The 16,082-nt window shown below is 38.1% G+C and carries 15 protein-coding genes; 12 read left to right on the top strand and 3 right to left on the bottom strand.

The annotated features are described in order from the left end of the window. The first annotated feature begins 23 nt into the window (after positions 1-23). From bsdcttw_RS15605 to bsdcttw_RS15595, 3 genes are all read left to right on the top strand, one after another. Positions 24-500, top strand: coding sequence for a DUF6803 family protein (locus tag bsdcttw_RS15605; protein WP_185255772.1), 477 nt, complete (start codon positions 24-26; stop codon positions 498-500). Between the two features lie 331 nt (positions 501-831). Continuing rightward, the gene (locus tag bsdcttw_RS15600) at positions 832-1,788 is read left to right on the top strand and encodes an alpha/beta fold hydrolase (protein ID WP_185255771.1); all 957 of its coding nucleotides are present in this window, start codon (positions 832-834) and stop codon (positions 1,786-1,788) included. Positions 1,789-1,911: 123 nt separating this feature from the next. Further along, positions 1,912-2,415: a DnaJ domain-containing protein gene (locus bsdcttw_RS15595; RefSeq protein ID WP_225903676.1), complete on the top strand. Its 504-nt coding sequence runs from the start codon at positions 1,912-1,914 to the stop codon at positions 2,413-2,415. Between the two features lie 69 nt (positions 2,416-2,484). On the opposite strand, the gene bsdcttw_RS15590 is transcribed toward bsdcttw_RS15595, so the two are convergent. Continuing rightward, complete coding sequence (locus bsdcttw_RS15590) at positions 2,485-3,486, bottom strand: Ig-like domain-containing protein (RefSeq protein WP_185255769.1); 1,002 nt, start codon at positions 3,484-3,486, stop codon at positions 2,485-2,487. A gap of 188 nt (positions 3,487-3,674) precedes the next feature. Between bsdcttw_RS15590 and bsdcttw_RS15585 the strand changes: the two genes are divergently transcribed. Both bsdcttw_RS15585 and bsdcttw_RS15580 read left to right on the top strand, forming a co-directional pair. Further along, positions 3,675-4,874 (top strand): MGDG synthase family glycosyltransferase, encoded by a 1,200-nt coding sequence (locus bsdcttw_RS15585; RefSeq protein ID WP_185255768.1) that lies wholly within the window; start codon positions 3,675-3,677, stop codon positions 4,872-4,874. Then, the gene (locus bsdcttw_RS15580) at positions 4,871-5,485 is read left to right on the top strand and encodes a glycerol-3-phosphate acyltransferase (RefSeq protein WP_185255767.1); all 615 of its coding nucleotides are present in this window, start codon (positions 4,871-4,873) and stop codon (positions 5,483-5,485) included. Before bsdcttw_RS15585 ends, bsdcttw_RS15580 begins: the two co-directional genes overlap by 4 nt. A 147-nt stretch (positions 5,486-5,632) precedes the next feature. Here bsdcttw_RS15580 and bsdcttw_RS15575 read toward each other — a convergent pair whose 3' ends face one another. Next, positions 5,633-6,250, bottom strand: coding sequence for a superoxide dismutase (locus tag bsdcttw_RS15575; protein ID WP_185255766.1), 618 nt, complete (start codon positions 6,248-6,250; stop codon positions 5,633-5,635). Between the two features lie 361 nt (positions 6,251-6,611). Here bsdcttw_RS15575 and bsdcttw_RS15570 point away from each other — a divergent pair, with 361 nt between their 5' ends. Further along, positions 6,612-8,330: a methyl-accepting chemotaxis protein gene (locus bsdcttw_RS15570; protein ID WP_185255765.1), complete on the top strand. Its 1,719-nt coding sequence runs from the start codon at positions 6,612-6,614 to the stop codon at positions 8,328-8,330. A 90-nt stretch (positions 8,331-8,420) separates the two neighbouring features. Here the strand turns inward: bsdcttw_RS15570 and rpsT are convergent, their stop codons facing one another. Next, positions 8,421-8,684, bottom strand: a complete 264-nt coding sequence (gene rpsT / locus bsdcttw_RS15565; RefSeq protein ID WP_185255764.1) for a 30S ribosomal protein S20 — start codon at positions 8,682-8,684, stop codon at positions 8,421-8,423. 199 nt (positions 8,685-8,883) lie between these two features. Between rpsT and gpr the strand changes: the two genes are divergently transcribed. The 6 genes from gpr to bsdcttw_RS15535 all read left to right on the top strand — a co-directional run bounded on the left by gpr (position 8,884) and on the right by bsdcttw_RS15535 (position 16,041). Then, positions 8,884-9,792, top strand: a complete 909-nt coding sequence (gene gpr / locus bsdcttw_RS15560; protein ID WP_185255763.1) for a GPR endopeptidase — start codon at positions 8,884-8,886, stop codon at positions 9,790-9,792. Positions 9,793-10,033: 241 nt separating this feature from the next. Further along, positions 10,034-11,395 carry a stage II sporulation protein P gene (gene spoIIP, locus bsdcttw_RS15555; RefSeq protein WP_185255762.1) on the top strand — a complete coding sequence of 454 codons (1,362 nt, stop codon included), beginning with the start codon at positions 10,034-10,036 and terminating at the stop codon, positions 11,393-11,395. Between the two features lie 191 nt (positions 11,396-11,586). Next, positions 11,587-13,395 (top strand): translation elongation factor 4, encoded by a 1,809-nt coding sequence (gene lepA / locus bsdcttw_RS15550; protein ID WP_185255761.1) that lies wholly within the window; start codon positions 11,587-11,589, stop codon positions 13,393-13,395. Between the two features lie 63 nt (positions 13,396-13,458). Further along, positions 13,459-14,145: a response regulator transcription factor gene (locus bsdcttw_RS15545; protein ID WP_185255760.1), complete on the top strand. Its 687-nt coding sequence runs from the start codon at positions 13,459-13,461 to the stop codon at positions 14,143-14,145. A 203-nt stretch (positions 14,146-14,348) separates the two neighbouring features. Further along, positions 14,349-15,263, top strand: coding sequence for an ABC transporter ATP-binding protein (locus bsdcttw_RS15540; protein WP_185255759.1), 915 nt, complete (start codon positions 14,349-14,351; stop codon positions 15,261-15,263). Between the two features lies 1 nt (position 15,264). Then, positions 15,265-16,041, top strand: a complete 777-nt coding sequence (locus bsdcttw_RS15535) for an ABC transporter permease subunit (protein ID WP_185255758.1) — start codon at positions 15,265-15,267, stop codon at positions 16,039-16,041. Positions 16,042-16,082 lie beyond the last annotated feature (41 nt).

Here is a 16,082-nt window from a genome sequence, read left to right as displayed (position 1 = left end):
CCATTTGGGAGGATCTATATTATATGAATTCTATGACACATTACATGGAATTACTTTCAACTGCACAGCCATGGCATTTGCTGATTTTTATGGCAGTTCCCGTTATTTGCGCAGAAACTCTTGCAATCACGGAAATGATTATTCTGTTTACAAGAAACATGACTGGGACAGCGAAGAAAGTAAGCAAAGCTACCGGTATTTTTGCAGGTATTTATTTTCTTGGAATTTTTATTTATCTCTTTATAAATGCTGTGGTACCTCTTACCGTATCCGGTGGTTGGAGAGGACCTGCGGATGTGATTGCAGTTGGTTTCTATCTGTTAGGCGTTGTTCCTTTTATGGGTATGTTCTTACTTGAGACAGGCTTAATCGGAAAGAGAAGAGACGAAACAGGCAAGCTTAAGCTTCATGCCGTATTTGTTGGTATATTCCTTGTAGTTGCACATGTAGCCATGATATTTGGTATGATTAATCCGGATTTATTAATTATGAAAATGTAATAAATATCATAGTTCGTTTCAGTTAAGAAACATTCTAACAATAAAAGATCAATCCGATAAAATATAATACCCTCAGAACAGACATTGAAAATAAAATCATTGTTTGACTCTGAGGGTATTTTTATCATTAAGATCAAGGCAGATGGTATAACCTTTTATGTATCATTAGTCTGTATGACGGTAAAGAGACGAAGCAGCTTGTAGATATTTCTGCTGTTTGTAGTGGATATACCATAATTCTAATAGTATTATGCTTTGTAATTTTACAAAAAATTTTATAAAATAATAGCATACAGAAACAATATATTCATAAGAAAGTGAGGAGTTTGCTATGCCAATGATAGACATGCCGTTAGAAGAACTTAAAAGATATCAGGGAATTAATCCACGTCCGAAAGATTTCACAGAGTATTGGGAGAGAGCTCTTTTAGAAATGAAAGCCGTAGATCCTAAGGTGGAATTGGTTCCTGCAAGTTTTCAGGTACCCTATGCAGAGTGTTTTGACTTATACTTTACCGGTGTCAGAGATGCAAGAATCCACGTGAAATATGTACGTCCCAAGAGCGTTCAAGAGAAACATCCGGCTGTATTGATGTTTCATGGTTACGGCGGTAAGGGAGGTGACTGGAGTGATAAACTTGTATTTGCGGCTCAGGGTTATTCTGTCTTCGCAATGGATTGCCGCGGACAGGGAGGTTATTCCCAGGATACTGGCGGAGTAAAGGGAAATACTTTACATGGACATATTATCAGAGGCCTTGATGATGTGCCTGATAACCTGTTGTTCAGGCATATTTTTCTGGACACAGCGGAACTGGCGGATATTGCGCTTAATATGCCGGAGGTTGACATCCGGAAGGTTTATGCTATGGGAGGCTCCCAGGGAGGAGCGCTGACTCTTGCCTGTGCATCTCTGGAGCCAAGAATCAGTAGACTCGCACCGACCTATCCATTCTTAAGTGATTACAAAAGAGTATGGGAGATGGACTTGGCAAAGGAAGCATATGAGGAATTAAAGCAATATTTTAGAATGTTTGATCCCATTCATCAAAGAGAAGAGGAAGTATTTACGAAGCTTGGATATATTGACATACAGAACCTGGTAGAAAGAATCAAGGGAAAAGTATTATTTGTAACCGGATTAATGGATACCGTTTGCCCGCCTTCTACCCAATTTGCTGCTTATAATAAAATAACCTCCGAAAAAGAACAGATTATCTATCCGGATTATGGGCATGAATACTTACCGGGGTTAACTGACAGAGTAATTCAGTTCTTTCAGGAATAATCTTAAGGTATTATCTTGACTGCTCTTTCAAAATAAGATTTTATATGCTATAATAACCCTTAATATAAAATGAAATCTTTTGGCTGATTCATATTGTTTAGTCTTAAAGAAAGAAGGATAAAGGTGTCTGATTGTTATTGTAGCGAAGGGGATATAAAACGTAAGATACGAAATCTTAAAAAGATGGAATTAAAACTGAGATTTCATCAGTATGAAGGAAATACATCCTATAAAGGAAGTACTTCTTATAAAGGCTGGGAACTCCAAAGGGCTGTTCCGAAGGCTTTGGTCTGGGATGAATTTTTCTGCCTCCAGGATAATTGCCGCAGAGCTAAGTTTACAATGAAAGAATTAGCTGGTATGGACAGAGATAGCTTAAAGAATGTGATAAGCCAGTATTATTATGCTGTTTACTATAAGATATTTCAAGAAACCGGTCTGTTTGACAGCAGCCTGTATAATCCGGATGTCCTTGAGAAAATGGGATTATCCTATGATGCCGATGCAAGAGCGATTAAGAAGCGTTTTCGGGAGCTTGCCAAGGAATATCATCCTGATGCAGGTGGAAGCAGTGAGAAATTTATGGAATTATTAGAACAAATGGATTCATTACATCTAAATAATTAAGATAAGGCGGGCCAGGTGAAGGCCCGCTTTTTGTTTGCCGTAATCCTACCTCTGTTTACAAAAACTTTGTTATTCGGTTACATGAATCGTGCAGCGAATTTTAACACCATCCTCTGCTGCATATATATAAGCTTTACCTTTCTGTACACCGGTGATATTACCGGTGCTATCAATGACAGCAATGTTCGGGTTACTGGAGGACCAGATAGGAGTATTGCCGGAAGATACGGTGGCTGTAACTTTTTTAGTTTCACCTTTCTTGAGGGTAACGTCATAGGAGTCTAAAGTGATATCCGGCTGCTTTACTGTAATGGTACAGGTTTTAGCAACACCGCTTACAGTAGCAGATATAATTGCGGTACCATGTTTTATAGCAGTGATATTTCCGTTTTCATCTACAACAGCAACACTTTTCTTATTGGTTTTCCAGGCAGGGGGAAGACCGGAAGAAACTTTAGCAGCAAGCTGAAAAGTCTGTCCGCGGTAAAGAGAAATACTTGTGTGGTTTAAGGAGATAGCGGGGGATTTTACAGTGATAGTTATAGTATCGGTACTTTTGTCAGAAGCTGCCGTAATAACAGTCTTTCCGGGCTTGATACCTGTGACCAGCCCGGATTCATCAATGGTGGCTATACTTTTAAGACTGCTTTTCCAGACAACCGTTGAGCCGTTTGAGGTTTTAGAAGAAAGGAGCAGTGTTTCGCCTGCTTCAATCGAGGTTTTTGCAGATTGGATATTAATGATGGTCTTTCGTACCGTTATCTTGCAGGAAGCTTCCGCTTTGTTTATTTTAGCAGTTATAGTGGCGGTTCCTGCACTTTTAGCAGTTATGTATCCGTAGGTATTAACAGAAGCAACTTTGGAGTTACTGCTCTTAAAGGTAGGAAATTTACCGCTGGAAGTGACGGCATATAGCTGAAGTTCACCACCGATATTAAGGGTTTCACTGTAATTAGAAAGTATGACAAAAGGGATGGTATCAAAGGTGTCGGCACGAAGCTTCGTTGCCGGAAGAAATATAAGAGTAAAGCATAGTAAAAAAGAAATTGAGACTTTTAAGGTGCGTGACATTCGTAATCCTCCTTATCATGAGAGGAAAAGAATTACAGCAAACATATTTATTGTAACATTCTGGAATGTATTTGTAAAGAGAATATTTTCCAATCATATACTTCCTTTTTTATGTAAACTTTGATACAATAACTTCATAATAAGTCTGACTGATAATTACAGAGCTCCAGAAAAATTGAGGTGTTTCTATGAGAGTATTGATATTAACCTGTAATACAGGCGAAGGGCACAACTCAGCAGCGAAGGCAATGGAAGAATATCTGACAGAACAAGGACATTATGCTGTAGTGCTTGAATTTATGAAGTTGGCAGGAGAGAAGCATGCCAGAAGAATAAGCAGGTCTTATATCGTTTCTACGAAGTATGTGCCATATGTATTCCATCTTTTTTACAGAGCTGGAGCGGCATTATCTTCTCCTAACAGAAAATCTCCCGTTTATTATTCCAATACAAGTATGGCAAAGTACTTGCAGCATTACTTAGAAGAAAATGCAGCTTTTGATGTTATTGTAGCTACTCATTTGTATGCGGGGGAGACCCTGACTTATATGAAGAGAAAAGGTATGCTAAAGCAAAAGGTAGTATCGATACAGACAGATTATACCTGGAGTCCCTTTTGGGAAGAAACCCTATGTGATGCTTTTGTTATACCCCATGAAGACCTTACGGAGAATTTTATATCAAAAGGTATTCCAAAGGATAAATTATATCCTCTTGGTATTCCGGTCAGAACAGAGTTTTTCCACTCTATTGACAAAAAGAAAGCCAAAAAACTCTTAAAGCTTCCGGAGGATAAGCAGATGTATCTGATTATGGGAGGCAGTATGGGTTTTGGTAAGATAAGAAGATTTACCAGGCAATTGGCAAAAAGCTGTAAGAATGGTGAACATATTATGGTTATCTGCGGTACCAATGAATTATTAAAACGTACCTTAAAGAAAGATTTTAAAGAAAATATGAAAGTACATATTATTGGTTTTACCAGAAAGGTTTCCTTATATATGGATGCCTGTGATGTGGTATACACCAAACCCGGTGGGCTTTCCTCTACTGAAGTTATGATAAAAAACAGACCTATGATTCACACAGCACCTATACCAGGCTGTGAGATTGATAATCTGAAGTTCTTTTTACCAAGAAGGATATCATTTGCGCCAAAGAAGATATCAGAACAGATTGAATTTGGGAAAAAACTTGTAAGTGACCAGGTACTGCGAAATGAGATGCTTGCTGCCCAGAGAGAATATGCTAAACCAGGGGCGGCAGCGGATATCAGTGAATTACTAAAGCAGATGATAGAAACTCCCGGAAGTATTTCTGCCTTAGATTCGATAACCCAGCAGGAAGCCGGCAGCCTGCAAAGCACATCACTTGGAGGGCTTATATGAGATATCTGTTTTTCATAGCCGCAGGTTATTGCTGCGGAAGTATCCTATTTGCTTATTTTTTACCCAAAATATTTTATCATGTAGATATAACTCAAATGAGCGAGGATAAAAATCCCGGGACTCATAACGTCTTTAAATACGGGAATAAGAGAGTTGGTATTGAAGTACTTATCCTGGAGCTTCTAAAAGGGTTTCTGCCCATATATCTAGGGGCTCAGTTTCTGGACATTAATAATAATATTTTTGCTGTAGTGATGGCAGCTCCGGTGCTTGGGCATGCCTACCCGCTTTACCGGCATGGGCGAGGAGGAAAGGCGATAGCCGTATCCTTTGGGGTACTTATGGGCTTGTATCCTATAATCACACCACTTTGCCTTCTGATATTATTCTATCTGATATTTTCCTGCATCCTCAGGATAAGTCCGGATGCCTGTAAAAGCATTGTTACTTTTATCTGCTTTGGTATTTCCTCCCTATTGTTAAATGATAGCAGGGCAGTAGCGGCAGGTTGTATCATAATCTCAGTTATTGTTTTACACCGACATCGCCAAAGAGGTGTAATGGAGAATCTTGAGGTCTCTCTTTTTCAAAAAGAGCTGTTTGGCAGGTAATACCTCTTACTGTAGTTTTAGGAAAGCAATGGGCTGCAGAGCTGAAAAAAATAAAGAGAAAGTACCATAAAGTCCTGTAAGGTATATAAGACTTTATGGTACTTTCTCTATTATTACATGGTCTATGAAATTAGGACGGATTATGGATTAACGATTCTTATAATTAGCAGCAACTTCCTTCCAGTCCACTGCCTCAAAAAATGCTTTTACATAATCCACTCTTAGATTCTTGTACTTCAGGTAATAGGCATGTTCCCATACGTCAATACCAAGGATAGGAACCCATTCCCCCTTTGATTCCATTATTGGATTGTCCTGATTGGGACTTGAACTTACCTGTAAGCTTCCGTCTTTCTTAGCGGATAGCCAAGCCCAGCCGGAACCAAATCTTGCAGCCGCTGCCTGAGAAAGTTTATCCTTTAATGCCTCAAAGCTTCCGAAATCTTTCTTGATCTGTTCTGCCAGCTCACCTTCCGGTTCGCCTCCACCATTAGGAGAAAGTGTTGAGAAATAAAGGTTATGGTTATAGAAGCCGCCGCCATTATTCTTGATAGCATTTCTTTGAGCATCGTCAGTAATGTCATCAAGAGAGGTAAAGATTTCTTCGATAGATTTTGAAGAAAACTCCGGTAATTTCTCTAAAGCTGCATTTAAATTATTGGTATAAGCAGCATGGTGCTTCGTATAATGGGTCACCATCGTAAGCTCGTCGATATGGGGTTCCAGTGCATTAAAATCATATTTTAGTTCTATTTGTTTAAACATATTAGGTCACTCCTTTATTTGATTTATTTATATTTGATAATGATAATTGATATTGTTTATCGTGATTACATTATGCCACATAAATTAATTTAATGCAATACAATTTTTTAAAATTTAATAATTTTTTTCTTTGCTTATAGGAACCTTAAAAAGAAAAGCAACTTCTTTGTTTACGATATTATATTAAGTTTTATGATGACTAATATTGCGAAATAAAATAAAGTAATTTCTATATTGACAGATAAATTCATATTATTTAAACTTGATATTGTATGTCGAATGAAGTAATATTGACAGAAGAGATAATACTAACGTAGGAGGAAAATATATAGTAAGGGTTTCTATATATAAAAATATGTCTATGAAGCTGTTAAAGAGTGTTTCTATACGAGTAAAGCTGACTGCTAGCTTTCTTATAATCCTGGTGTTTGTAATTTCCACAGGAATTATTGCATCCAGCAGTGTATATAGTGTTTCAAAAAACGGTGAAGATATGTATAGTTATAATCTGAAAAGCATTGATATGCTCCATCAGATTAAGGAAAATAATATACAGGTGAAAGCTTATCTGTTAGAAGCAGTATACGCCCAGGATTTTTCGACAACAAATAAAGTTGTGCCATTAATAAACAATTTGAATACTAAGAACAAGCTTCTAATGGCAGGATATGAGCAGAACCTGTTAAAAGCTGATAACAAGAAAGCCTGGGAGGCTTATAAAAACGAGCTTACCAAATATTCTACGTCCAGAGATGAAATCATAAAGTTTGTTTCTCAGGGAAATAATGCTATGGCAAAGGGATTGCTGGAAGACTTTGAAGCAAGCCGGGTTACCATGCAGGACCAGCTGGATAAATTAGTCGGAAGCAATCAAAAGGTAGCTGAAAACAAAAACAAAGAGAATAAGTCCAGTGTTGCAAAAGTATCCTTTAGCACCATTATGATAACAGTTGTAGGCGGCATAGTGGCTATAGGTCTTGGTCTCATTATATCCCTATACATAACCAGGAACTTAAAAAAGGGCCTGCAGTTTGCGAAAGCCCTGGAAAACGGTGATTTGACTTATAAAGTTCATTTTAAAAGCAATGATGAATTTGGAAAACTCCTTCAGTCTATGGGAATAGCACAGGAAAGAATGAGAGATACCGTTTCGAATATTATGGAGAGAACGATGGAAGTGGCAGCCTCCAGCCAGGAACTTTCAGCGGCCATTGAAGAAGTATCAACTACATTTACCTCTATTAATGAAAATACTGAAAATATCGTAAATGGAATTTTAGATGTGAATTCAGCAACAGAAGAGTTAACAGCTACCATAGACCAGGTTAATTCAGGCGTTACCCAGTTAGCAACCAGTTCTTCTGATGGGAATATGCATTCTATCGAGATTAAGAACCGTGCGGTTAGCATTAAAGAAAATGGATTAAAATCAAAAGAATTAGCTGATTCACTCTATGATGAAAAAGAAGAGAAGATACAGCAGTCTATTGAGAGATCAAAAGTAGTGGAGGAAATCTCTATTATTGCTAGTTCAATCGCTTCCATTGCAGAACAGACAAATCTCCTCTCCCTTAATGCAGCGATTGAAGCCGCTAGAGCAGGGGAGCATGGCAGAGGCTTTGCAGTAGTTGCTGATGAAATTAGAAGTCTGGCAGAACAGTCTTCTAATTATGTAAAGGACATTGCGGAACTTGTTAATAAGGTAATAAGCTCTGTAAATGACTTAGCGGAAAATTCAAGGGATGTGCTGCATTTCGTTGATAATAGAGTACGTGAAGATTACGACTTATTGATACAAACCGGAGAAAGTTATGAGAACGATGCAATTTATGTAAATGGACTTTCCCAGGATACCGCTTCCATGTCTGAGGAATTGAATGCTTCTACGGAAGAAATAAGCAGTGTGGTGCAAAGTATTGCCAGTAATATGGAAGGTACAGCACAAAGCTCTGAGGAAATCCTAAAACGAATGGAGACAACTTCCAGATCAATTGATGAAATGTCCAGGATGGCACAGAACCAGGCAATGATTGCAGAAAGCCTTAACAAAGCAGTGTCTGTTTTCAAGGTAAATGCATAAAAATAGCAAAACAAAAGGAGCTTATGGATAAGCTCCTTTTGTTTTGTTCTATTATAAATCTGAATGGGTTAAGTTCAGATCCGTTCGTTCCTAAGCAAGAGTATTAACAGCTTTACTTAAACGGGAAACTTTTCTTGAAGCAGTATTCTTGTGATAAACGCCTTTGGATGTTGCTTTATTGATCTCAGAAATTGCAGCAAGTAAGCTTGTCTTAGCAAGGTCTTTGTCACCGGCAGCCACGGCAGCATCTACTTTCTTTATAGTAGTCTTAACTTTAGACTTAATAGCTTTATTTCTTAATGCCTTTGTTTCATTAACTAAAATACGTTTTTTAGCAGATTTAATGTTAGCCAAATCGTACACCTCCACAACTTATATTAATAATATTTTGATTCTTTGTTTTCATTAAATCCGGACACGGACGTTCTAATGTAAACATACTATTATATAGTAGTATAAAGACTATTCTATGTCAATACATAAATTTAAAAAAATAAGTAAAAAATAAATAGAAATGTTACTAGAAAGAACATAAAAGGAGGAAATGAATCCTATGGGAAATTTGAGTATGCCAAGGACTGATTTGGCGTTGGAGATCAGAGAAACCTTTCCGGAGAATGATACCCAGATACAAGGAGTTTTATTAAAAGAAGAATACAATAAGAAAAGAGACATAAAAGTTACGACAGTTACCATTAAAGATGACAGAGGCGCAAAGGCAATGGGAAAGCCTATAGGAACCTATATTACGATAGAATCGGCAAAACTGGATGAGAAGGATGAGAGTTTTCAGGAACCGATTACAAAGGAGGTTGCCAAGTATATCAGACAATTAGCAGGAGATGTAAAAGGTAAAGAAATTCTAGTAGCAGGTCTTGGGAACAGAGAAGTAACACCGGATGCTCTTGGTCCTCAGGTAGTGGACAATCTTCTTGTCACAAGACATCTAAAGGAAGAGTACGGAGAAGAATTCCTGGAACGAAATAAAATGGGCAATATCAGTGCCATTGCTCCCGGTGTTATGGCCCAGACCGGAATGGAGACCAGTGAGATCTTAAAAGGAATTATTAAAGAAACAAATCCTAAATTAGTTGTTGTTATTGATGCATTGGCAGCAAGAAGTGTTGACAGGGTAAATAAGACCATACAGATAACGGATACGGGTATCAGCCCGGGCTCGGGAGTGGGAAATAACCGCAAGGAACTAAATAAGAAAAGCCTGGGAATTGATGTAATCGCTTTGGGGATACCAACAGTCGTAGATGCTGCCACTATTGTAAGGGATACCATGGAACATTATATGCAAGGACAGGACTTTTCGGAGCAGGAGACAAATCAATTTATCAATGAGGTGGGAGAGCATAGCATCCGTAATATGTTTGTGACACCGAAGAATATAGATGAAGCGATTAAACAAATCAGTTATACCGTTTCAGAGGCATTAAATCAAAGCTTTGTATAAAACTAATATAATTTTGAGTTCAAATTTTGCAGTTTGACTTCTAATTTTCACTGTATGCTATCAAACAGGTGTTATTATGAGAAGACAAACTGCTTTTTTTGAGCCGGAATTTTCAAATACCGGATAGCATGTCTTAAAAATTTCTTAAAATACCACCAGAAATGTTATCAGATATTATTTTGAAGCATATGATAAATAAGGTAATACTTTACGATGTTTAAAACTATAAGAGGAGTATGCTATGAGAAGATATCGCTATAAGGTTGAAAGATTTTTCTTTATGACACTATGGACCATAATACTGATACTGAGTTTTACAGTACTAATTAAAGGAATTAACGTACTCGGCAATAACAGCCTGGCAAAATCAAGTGTGTCTCTGAAAGAAAAATTCATAACGGTTGTTTCAAATTACGTTCTGGAATCCCATAGCCCATTGTTACATTACATAGAAGATACCAATGGAAAAGACAGCGGATATGCCTTTAGCGGAATCATACATAACTTCCCAATCAATGAATACATAGCAAGAGCGGACACAACGGAAGGCAGGCAGTACATAGAAAATAATCCAATGCTCTACACCTCAAAGGACAGTACACTTATGGGGCCGCAAGAGTACTTAAACCTTATTAAACAAGGGGCTCAAAGAGCCAGTGCCAGTGCAACGAATACAGAGGATACAGCGGAGGAAGCTTCCGTACCAGTGGAATCTCAAGGAATAAGCAATGAGATGCTTCCCATTGATATTATAAACGGTGAGTTCTATATGGAAGATGAGGGAACCAGTAATGTTGATGATTACGATAAACAAGCGGTGACATCTCCAAACGGAGAACATTATACCTTAGACCAGTTGGAGAATATACACTTTCTGTATAACAATTTTTATATCATTGATGGTACAACATCTGTTAAGGACTCATTGTTTGATGCAAAAAAGATGTTAAATATGGATATGTCAATAAAAGCCAAAGCAGACAAGCCGCAAATCTTAATATACCATACACATTCCCAGGAGGCTTTTGCAGACAGCAAAGAAGGAGTTGAGTCTGACACAGTTGTAGGTGTCGGCACTGTATTAACTGATATACTGGAAAAAGATTATGGTTATAATGTTATTCATGATAAGACAAAGTATGATATGCTGGGAGGGTATTTAGACCGTAACCTGGCTTATAACTATGCAGCGGATGGGTTGAATAAACTTTTAAAAAAATATCCTACTATAGAGGTAGTAATAGACCTACACAGAGATGGAGGGAATAAGAGGGTTGTAACCATAAATGGGGAGAAAGTTGCCAATGTTATGCTTTTTAATGGTTTAAGCAGAAATTCAAAGGGTGAGGACATATCTTATCTCTATAATCCGAATCTGCAGAAGAATCTGGCTTTTAGTCTGCAGATGCAATTAAAGGGAAGAGAACTTTTTCCGGGATTTATGTATAAGAATTATCTGAAAGGCTTCCGTTTTAACTTGCATCTTCGTGAAAAATCTCTCCTGGCAGAAGTTGGAACTGCGAATAATACAGTATCAGAAGAGAAAAACTCTATGAAATACCTTGCTAAAATATTAAATGAGGTATTATCAGGAAAAAATTGATATAATTTAATACGATTAATCAACGCCTGAGAATGCAATCTTCTTGTCACTGCCCTGCTGATATGCTATAATACTCGTGATTATCTCATTTTGCATGAGGAGCAGGATTGAAAGAAAATTTAGAGAAAGAAAGGGCGCCACAATGTGGGCAGTATCCCAGGTATAACTGGGATATGCATCGGGTGTAATCAATGATTGATCAAAGCAATATTCGCAATTTTTGTATCATTGCTCATATAGATCACGGCAAATCAACGCTTGCGGATCGTATTATAGAAAAGACAGGGCTATTGACCAGCAGAGAAATGCAGGCACAGGTTCTGGATAACATGGAACTGGAAAGAGAACGAGGAATTACGATTAAAGCCCAGGCAGTAAGAACTGTCTATAAAGCTAAAAATGGTGAAGAATATATTTTTAATCTGATTGATACTCCTGGACACGTAGATTTTAACTATGAAGTATCAAGAAGTCTGGCTGCCTGTGAAGGCGCTATCCTGGTAGTAGACGCTGCCCAGGGAATTGAAGCCCAGACCCTTGCCAATGTTTATCTGGCATTGGATCATAACCTGGATATTATGCCGGTTATTAATAAGATAGATTTACCCAGTGCAGAGCCTGAGAGAGTAAAAGCAGAGATTGAAGATGTAATCGGTCTGGAAGCGGAGGATGCTCCTTTAATTTCCGCTAAGATGGGAATTAATATCGAAGAAGTGTTAGAGCAGATTGTAACGAAAATATCTTCTCCTAAGGGAGATGTAAATGCTCCCTTAAAAGCTTTGATTTTTGACTCAAAATACGATTCTTACAAAGGAGTAATTATATTCTGCCGTATCGTGGAAGGAAGAGTAACGAAAGGCACCAGCATTAAGATGATGGCTACCGGAGCCAGTGCGGATGTAGTTGAAATCGGTACTTTCGGAGCGGGACAGTTTATCCCTTGTGAAGAACTGACCGCCGGCATGGTTGGGTATATTACGGCCAGCTTAAAGAATGTACGGGATACCAGAGTCGGAGATACTGTTACTGACAAGGACAGGCCCTGTAGTGAAGCCCTGCCCGGCTATAAAAAAGTAAATTCCATGGTTTATTGCGGCATGTATCCGGCTGATGGTGCTAAGTACCCTGATTTAAGAGATGCCTTAGAGAAGCTGCAGTTAAATGATGCCGCCCTTCAGTTTGAGCCGGAGACCTCGGCAGCTTTAGGCTTTGGCTTCCGCTGTGGTTTTCTTGGTCTCTTGCACCTGGAGATTATCCAGGAAAGACTGGAAAGAGAGTATAACCTGGATATTGTAACCACCGCCCCAGGCGTAGTATATAAGGTGCATAAAACCGATGGACAGATATTAGAGATTACAAATCCTTCTAATCTTCCGGACCCTTCTGAGATCTTATTTATGGAAGAGCCTATCGTGAATGCGGAGATTATGGTGACGACAGAATTTGTAGGTTCCATAATGACTTTATGTCAGGAGCGAAGAGGCGTTTATTTAGGGATGGAATACATGGAGACTACCAGGGCACTCTTAAAATACGAGCTGCCTTTAAATGAAATTATTTATGATTTCTTTGATGCACTAAAATCCAGATCGAAAGGTTATGCATCCTTCGATTATGAGATGAAGGGCTATGAACAGTCCGAGCTTGTGAAGCTTGATATTCTTATTAATAAAGAAGAGGTGGATGCCCTATCCTTCATTGTACATGGGGAATCTGCCTATGAACGCGGAAGAAAAATGTGTGAAAAGCTGAAAGAAGAAATACCAAGACAATTATTTGAAATTCCGATTCAAGCCGCCGTGGGTAGTAAGATAATCGCCAGAGAAACGGTAAAGGCCATGCGAAAAGATGTACTGGCCAAGTGTTATGGCGGTGATATTACCCGTAAGAAAAAGCTTTTGGAGAAGCAAAAAGAAGGCAAGAAACGTATGCGTCAGGTAGGCAATGTAGAAATACCACAGAGTGCCTTTATGAGCGTACTGAAGCTGGATGAGGATTAAGAAGGGAGAACTCTTTTGCTGTTTCGATATGGCAAAAGAGTTTTTTTAGAAGGGGGTGCAATCTTGGAAATAAAAATACTGGTAGTGGAAGATGATGAAGATATTAACCTGTTAATAAGAAGGTATCTGACTAAAGGAAATTATACCACGGCAGGGGCCTATTCCGGAACGGAAGCGAAACTTTTGCTTTCTATGGATGCCTTTGACCTGATAATATTAGATTTGATGATACCCGGTATGAACGGTGAGGAACTTATAAAGGTTATAAGGGAGAAATCCGAAGTGCCGATACTTGTAATATCAGCGAAAAGCGCATTGGAGGATAAGGTAAGGGTATTAAAGTCCGGTGCTGACGACTATATGACCAAACCCTTTGAACGGGAAGAGGTAATGGCGAGAGTAGAAGCACTCCTGCGAAGAAGCAGGCTTATACCAAAGCAGAATATGGAGAGCAAGGATTTACAATTAAAGAATCTGGTTTTAAAGCCTTCTTCAAGGGAAGTATTTGTAAAAGGAAATCAGGTGATTTTAACCGCCTATGAATTTGATATATTATACCTGCTTATGAAACATCCGGATATGGTTTACAGCAAGGAGCAATTATATCAGGAGGTCTGGAGCGCAGGCTACTATGGGGAAGATAATACCATTAATGTACATATCAGTAATATCAGAAAAAAAGTGAAAGAATTTGATGATGAAAGCTATATCAGAACGGTATGGGGAATCGGCTTCAAAATCGATAAATAGAGATTTCTGTTTTGTTCATCTTTATACTTTCTTTAAGTTTGGTTAAGTACATCTTTAATCCTCCTTGTTATACTAATACCATAATAATTCAAGGGAAAGAGTGAGATGAAAGTGATTAAAAGGATTGGAAAAGAAGTAAAAGATAAATCTTTCTCATACCCTGATTTTGTACGCGTGGTAAAGCACGCAGATGGGAGCCAAATATGGAAGAAGGAATTTTAGAAGTCAGAAAACTTTCAAAGCAGTATAAAAATACAAAGGCTTTGGATAAAGTGGATCTGATATTAAAGCGTGGAGATATCTACGGACTAGTAGGGAAGAATGGAGCAGGAAAAACTACCCTGCTGCGAATCCTGACAGGACAGTCCTTTCAAACGGAAGGAGCTATATCCTTGTTCGGGGAAAATACAGAGGAGGGCCTTAGAAAAGGAAGAAAACGGGTAGGAGCCATTATAGAAGAACCCGGATTTTATTCTTATATGACGGCCAGGCAAAATTTGGAGTATTACAGAATTCAAAGGGGCATACCGGGAAAACAGTGTGTACAGGAAGCGTTAACTGAAGTTGGGCTGGCAGACACGGGAAGTAAGAAGTTTCAAGACTTCTCACTTGGTATGAAGCAGAGGCTTGGTCTTGCTCTGGCTTTGATGAATAAGCCGGAAATACTGCTTTTGGATGAACCTATAAACGGACTGGACCCATTTGGTATAGTTGAAATCAGAAATCTTCTGCTGAAACTTAATCAGGAAAAGAAAATTACAATCTTGATATCAAGTCATATTCTGGCGGAACTTTCGAACCTTGTTACCAAATACGGCTTTATTGATCAGGGGAAGTTAATCAAACAGTTATCGGGAGATGAGTTAAAAGAAGAATGCAGTAAATATCTGGAGGTTAAGGTGGATAAGGCAGAACATCTGGCTGCCATTCTTGAGACCAGGTTAGGCTGTCATGAATATAAAGTTACCTCGGATTATACACTGCAAATTTATGAATATCTTAATCAACCAGAGGTAATCAGTCAGCTGGCCATAGAAAATGGGATAGGATTAAATTCAATTCATTTAAAAGAAATCAATCTGGAAGATTATTTTATGCAGTTGTTAGGAGGTAAATAAAATGAAATTATATTTAAGAAGTGAGATTTATCGTATATTCCATAGAATGAACTCCTATGTATTTATAGGAATATGTACAGCTTTGCTGATAAGTTCCAATATTGTTTTAGCTGCCCTAAAGCATGTGGATAAGAAATTCCCCTATGCCACAACTTTTTACTCCATAGCTAATCTATATACAAGTTTTATGGCGATATTTTTACTCTGTGTACTGATTGGTATTATGATATTTGGTAACGAGCATGGGTACCATACCATGAAAAACAGCTTATCCTATGGGATATCAAGGAAAAGTATTTATTTTGGAAAGTTGATAATAGAGATTATTTATGGTGTTGCTGCATTTACGTTAATTAGCAGTATCCATATAACGGCTGCCTACTTGCTGCTGGAGGATTCCGGCCCGGCTAATCTGATATTGTTTTTGAGAACAGTCCTGTACTGCCTGCCGTTGTTATTATTTTCCATCAGTGCTACGAATTGCTTTATCTTTCTTTTTGAAAGTACAGGTGCTGCTATTACGGCTATCTTAAGTTTGTTGGTGGTACTTCCTCTTATCTCTAGTCTTCTTGGCATGAAATTTGAAGCAATTCGAAGATTTGCGGATATTCTTCCTTTTAATATGATAAAAAATACACAGTTTGATTTTGATAAGCTGGATTTTGTATTTAAAGGAAGTGTAAACACATTGTCCGGTTACTGGATATCCGGAATAATACAAACGGCAATAGTTATTATCATAGGTTATTGTGTATTTCAAAAAAGAGAAATAAAATAAGAGAGTGGAGCTGACTACCTATACGGAACTGTAGGTAAAAA

The organism is Anaerocolumna chitinilytica (genome assembly GCF_014218355.1).
In the GTDB taxonomy this organism is placed as follows: Bacteria; Bacillota; Clostridia; order Lachnospirales; family Lachnospiraceae; genus Anaerocolumna; species Anaerocolumna chitinilytica.
This window is presented reverse-complemented; position numbering and strand designations above follow the sequence as displayed.

Coding starts and splice junctions, on each gene's coding strand:
- lepA (WP_185255761.1), top strand. CDS start 11,587: ATGATTGATCAAAGCAATATTCGCAATTTTTGTATCATTGCTCATATA.
- spoIIP (WP_185255762.1), top strand. CDS start 10,034: ATGAGAAGATATCGCTATAAGGTTGAAAGATTTTTCTTTATGACACTA.
- bsdcttw_RS15570 (WP_185255765.1), top strand. CDS start 6,612: ATGAAGCTGTTAAAGAGTGTTTCTATACGAGTAAAGCTGACTGCTAGC.
- bsdcttw_RS15600 (WP_185255771.1), top strand. CDS start 832: ATGCCAATGATAGACATGCCGTTAGAAGAACTTAAAAGATATCAGGGA.
- bsdcttw_RS15540 (WP_185255759.1), top strand. CDS start 14,349: ATGGAAGAAGGAATTTTAGAAGTCAGAAAACTTTCAAAGCAGTATAAA.
- bsdcttw_RS15605 (WP_185255772.1), top strand. CDS start 24: ATGAATTCTATGACACATTACATGGAATTACTTTCAACTGCACAGCCA.
- bsdcttw_RS15590 (WP_185255769.1), bottom strand. CDS start 3,486: ATGTCACGCACCTTAAAAGTCTCAATTTCTTTTTTACTATGCTTTACT.
- bsdcttw_RS15585 (WP_185255768.1), top strand. CDS start 3,675: ATGAGAGTATTGATATTAACCTGTAATACAGGCGAAGGGCACAACTCA.
- bsdcttw_RS15575 (WP_185255766.1), bottom strand. CDS start 6,250: ATGTTTAAACAAATAGAACTAAAATATGATTTTAATGCACTGGAACCC.
- gpr (WP_185255763.1), top strand. CDS start 8,884: ATGGGAAATTTGAGTATGCCAAGGACTGATTTGGCGTTGGAGATCAGA.
- bsdcttw_RS15535 (WP_185255758.1), top strand. CDS start 15,265: ATGAAATTATATTTAAGAAGTGAGATTTATCGTATATTCCATAGAATG.
- bsdcttw_RS15580 (WP_185255767.1), top strand. CDS start 4,871: ATGAGATATCTGTTTTTCATAGCCGCAGGTTATTGCTGCGGAAGTATC.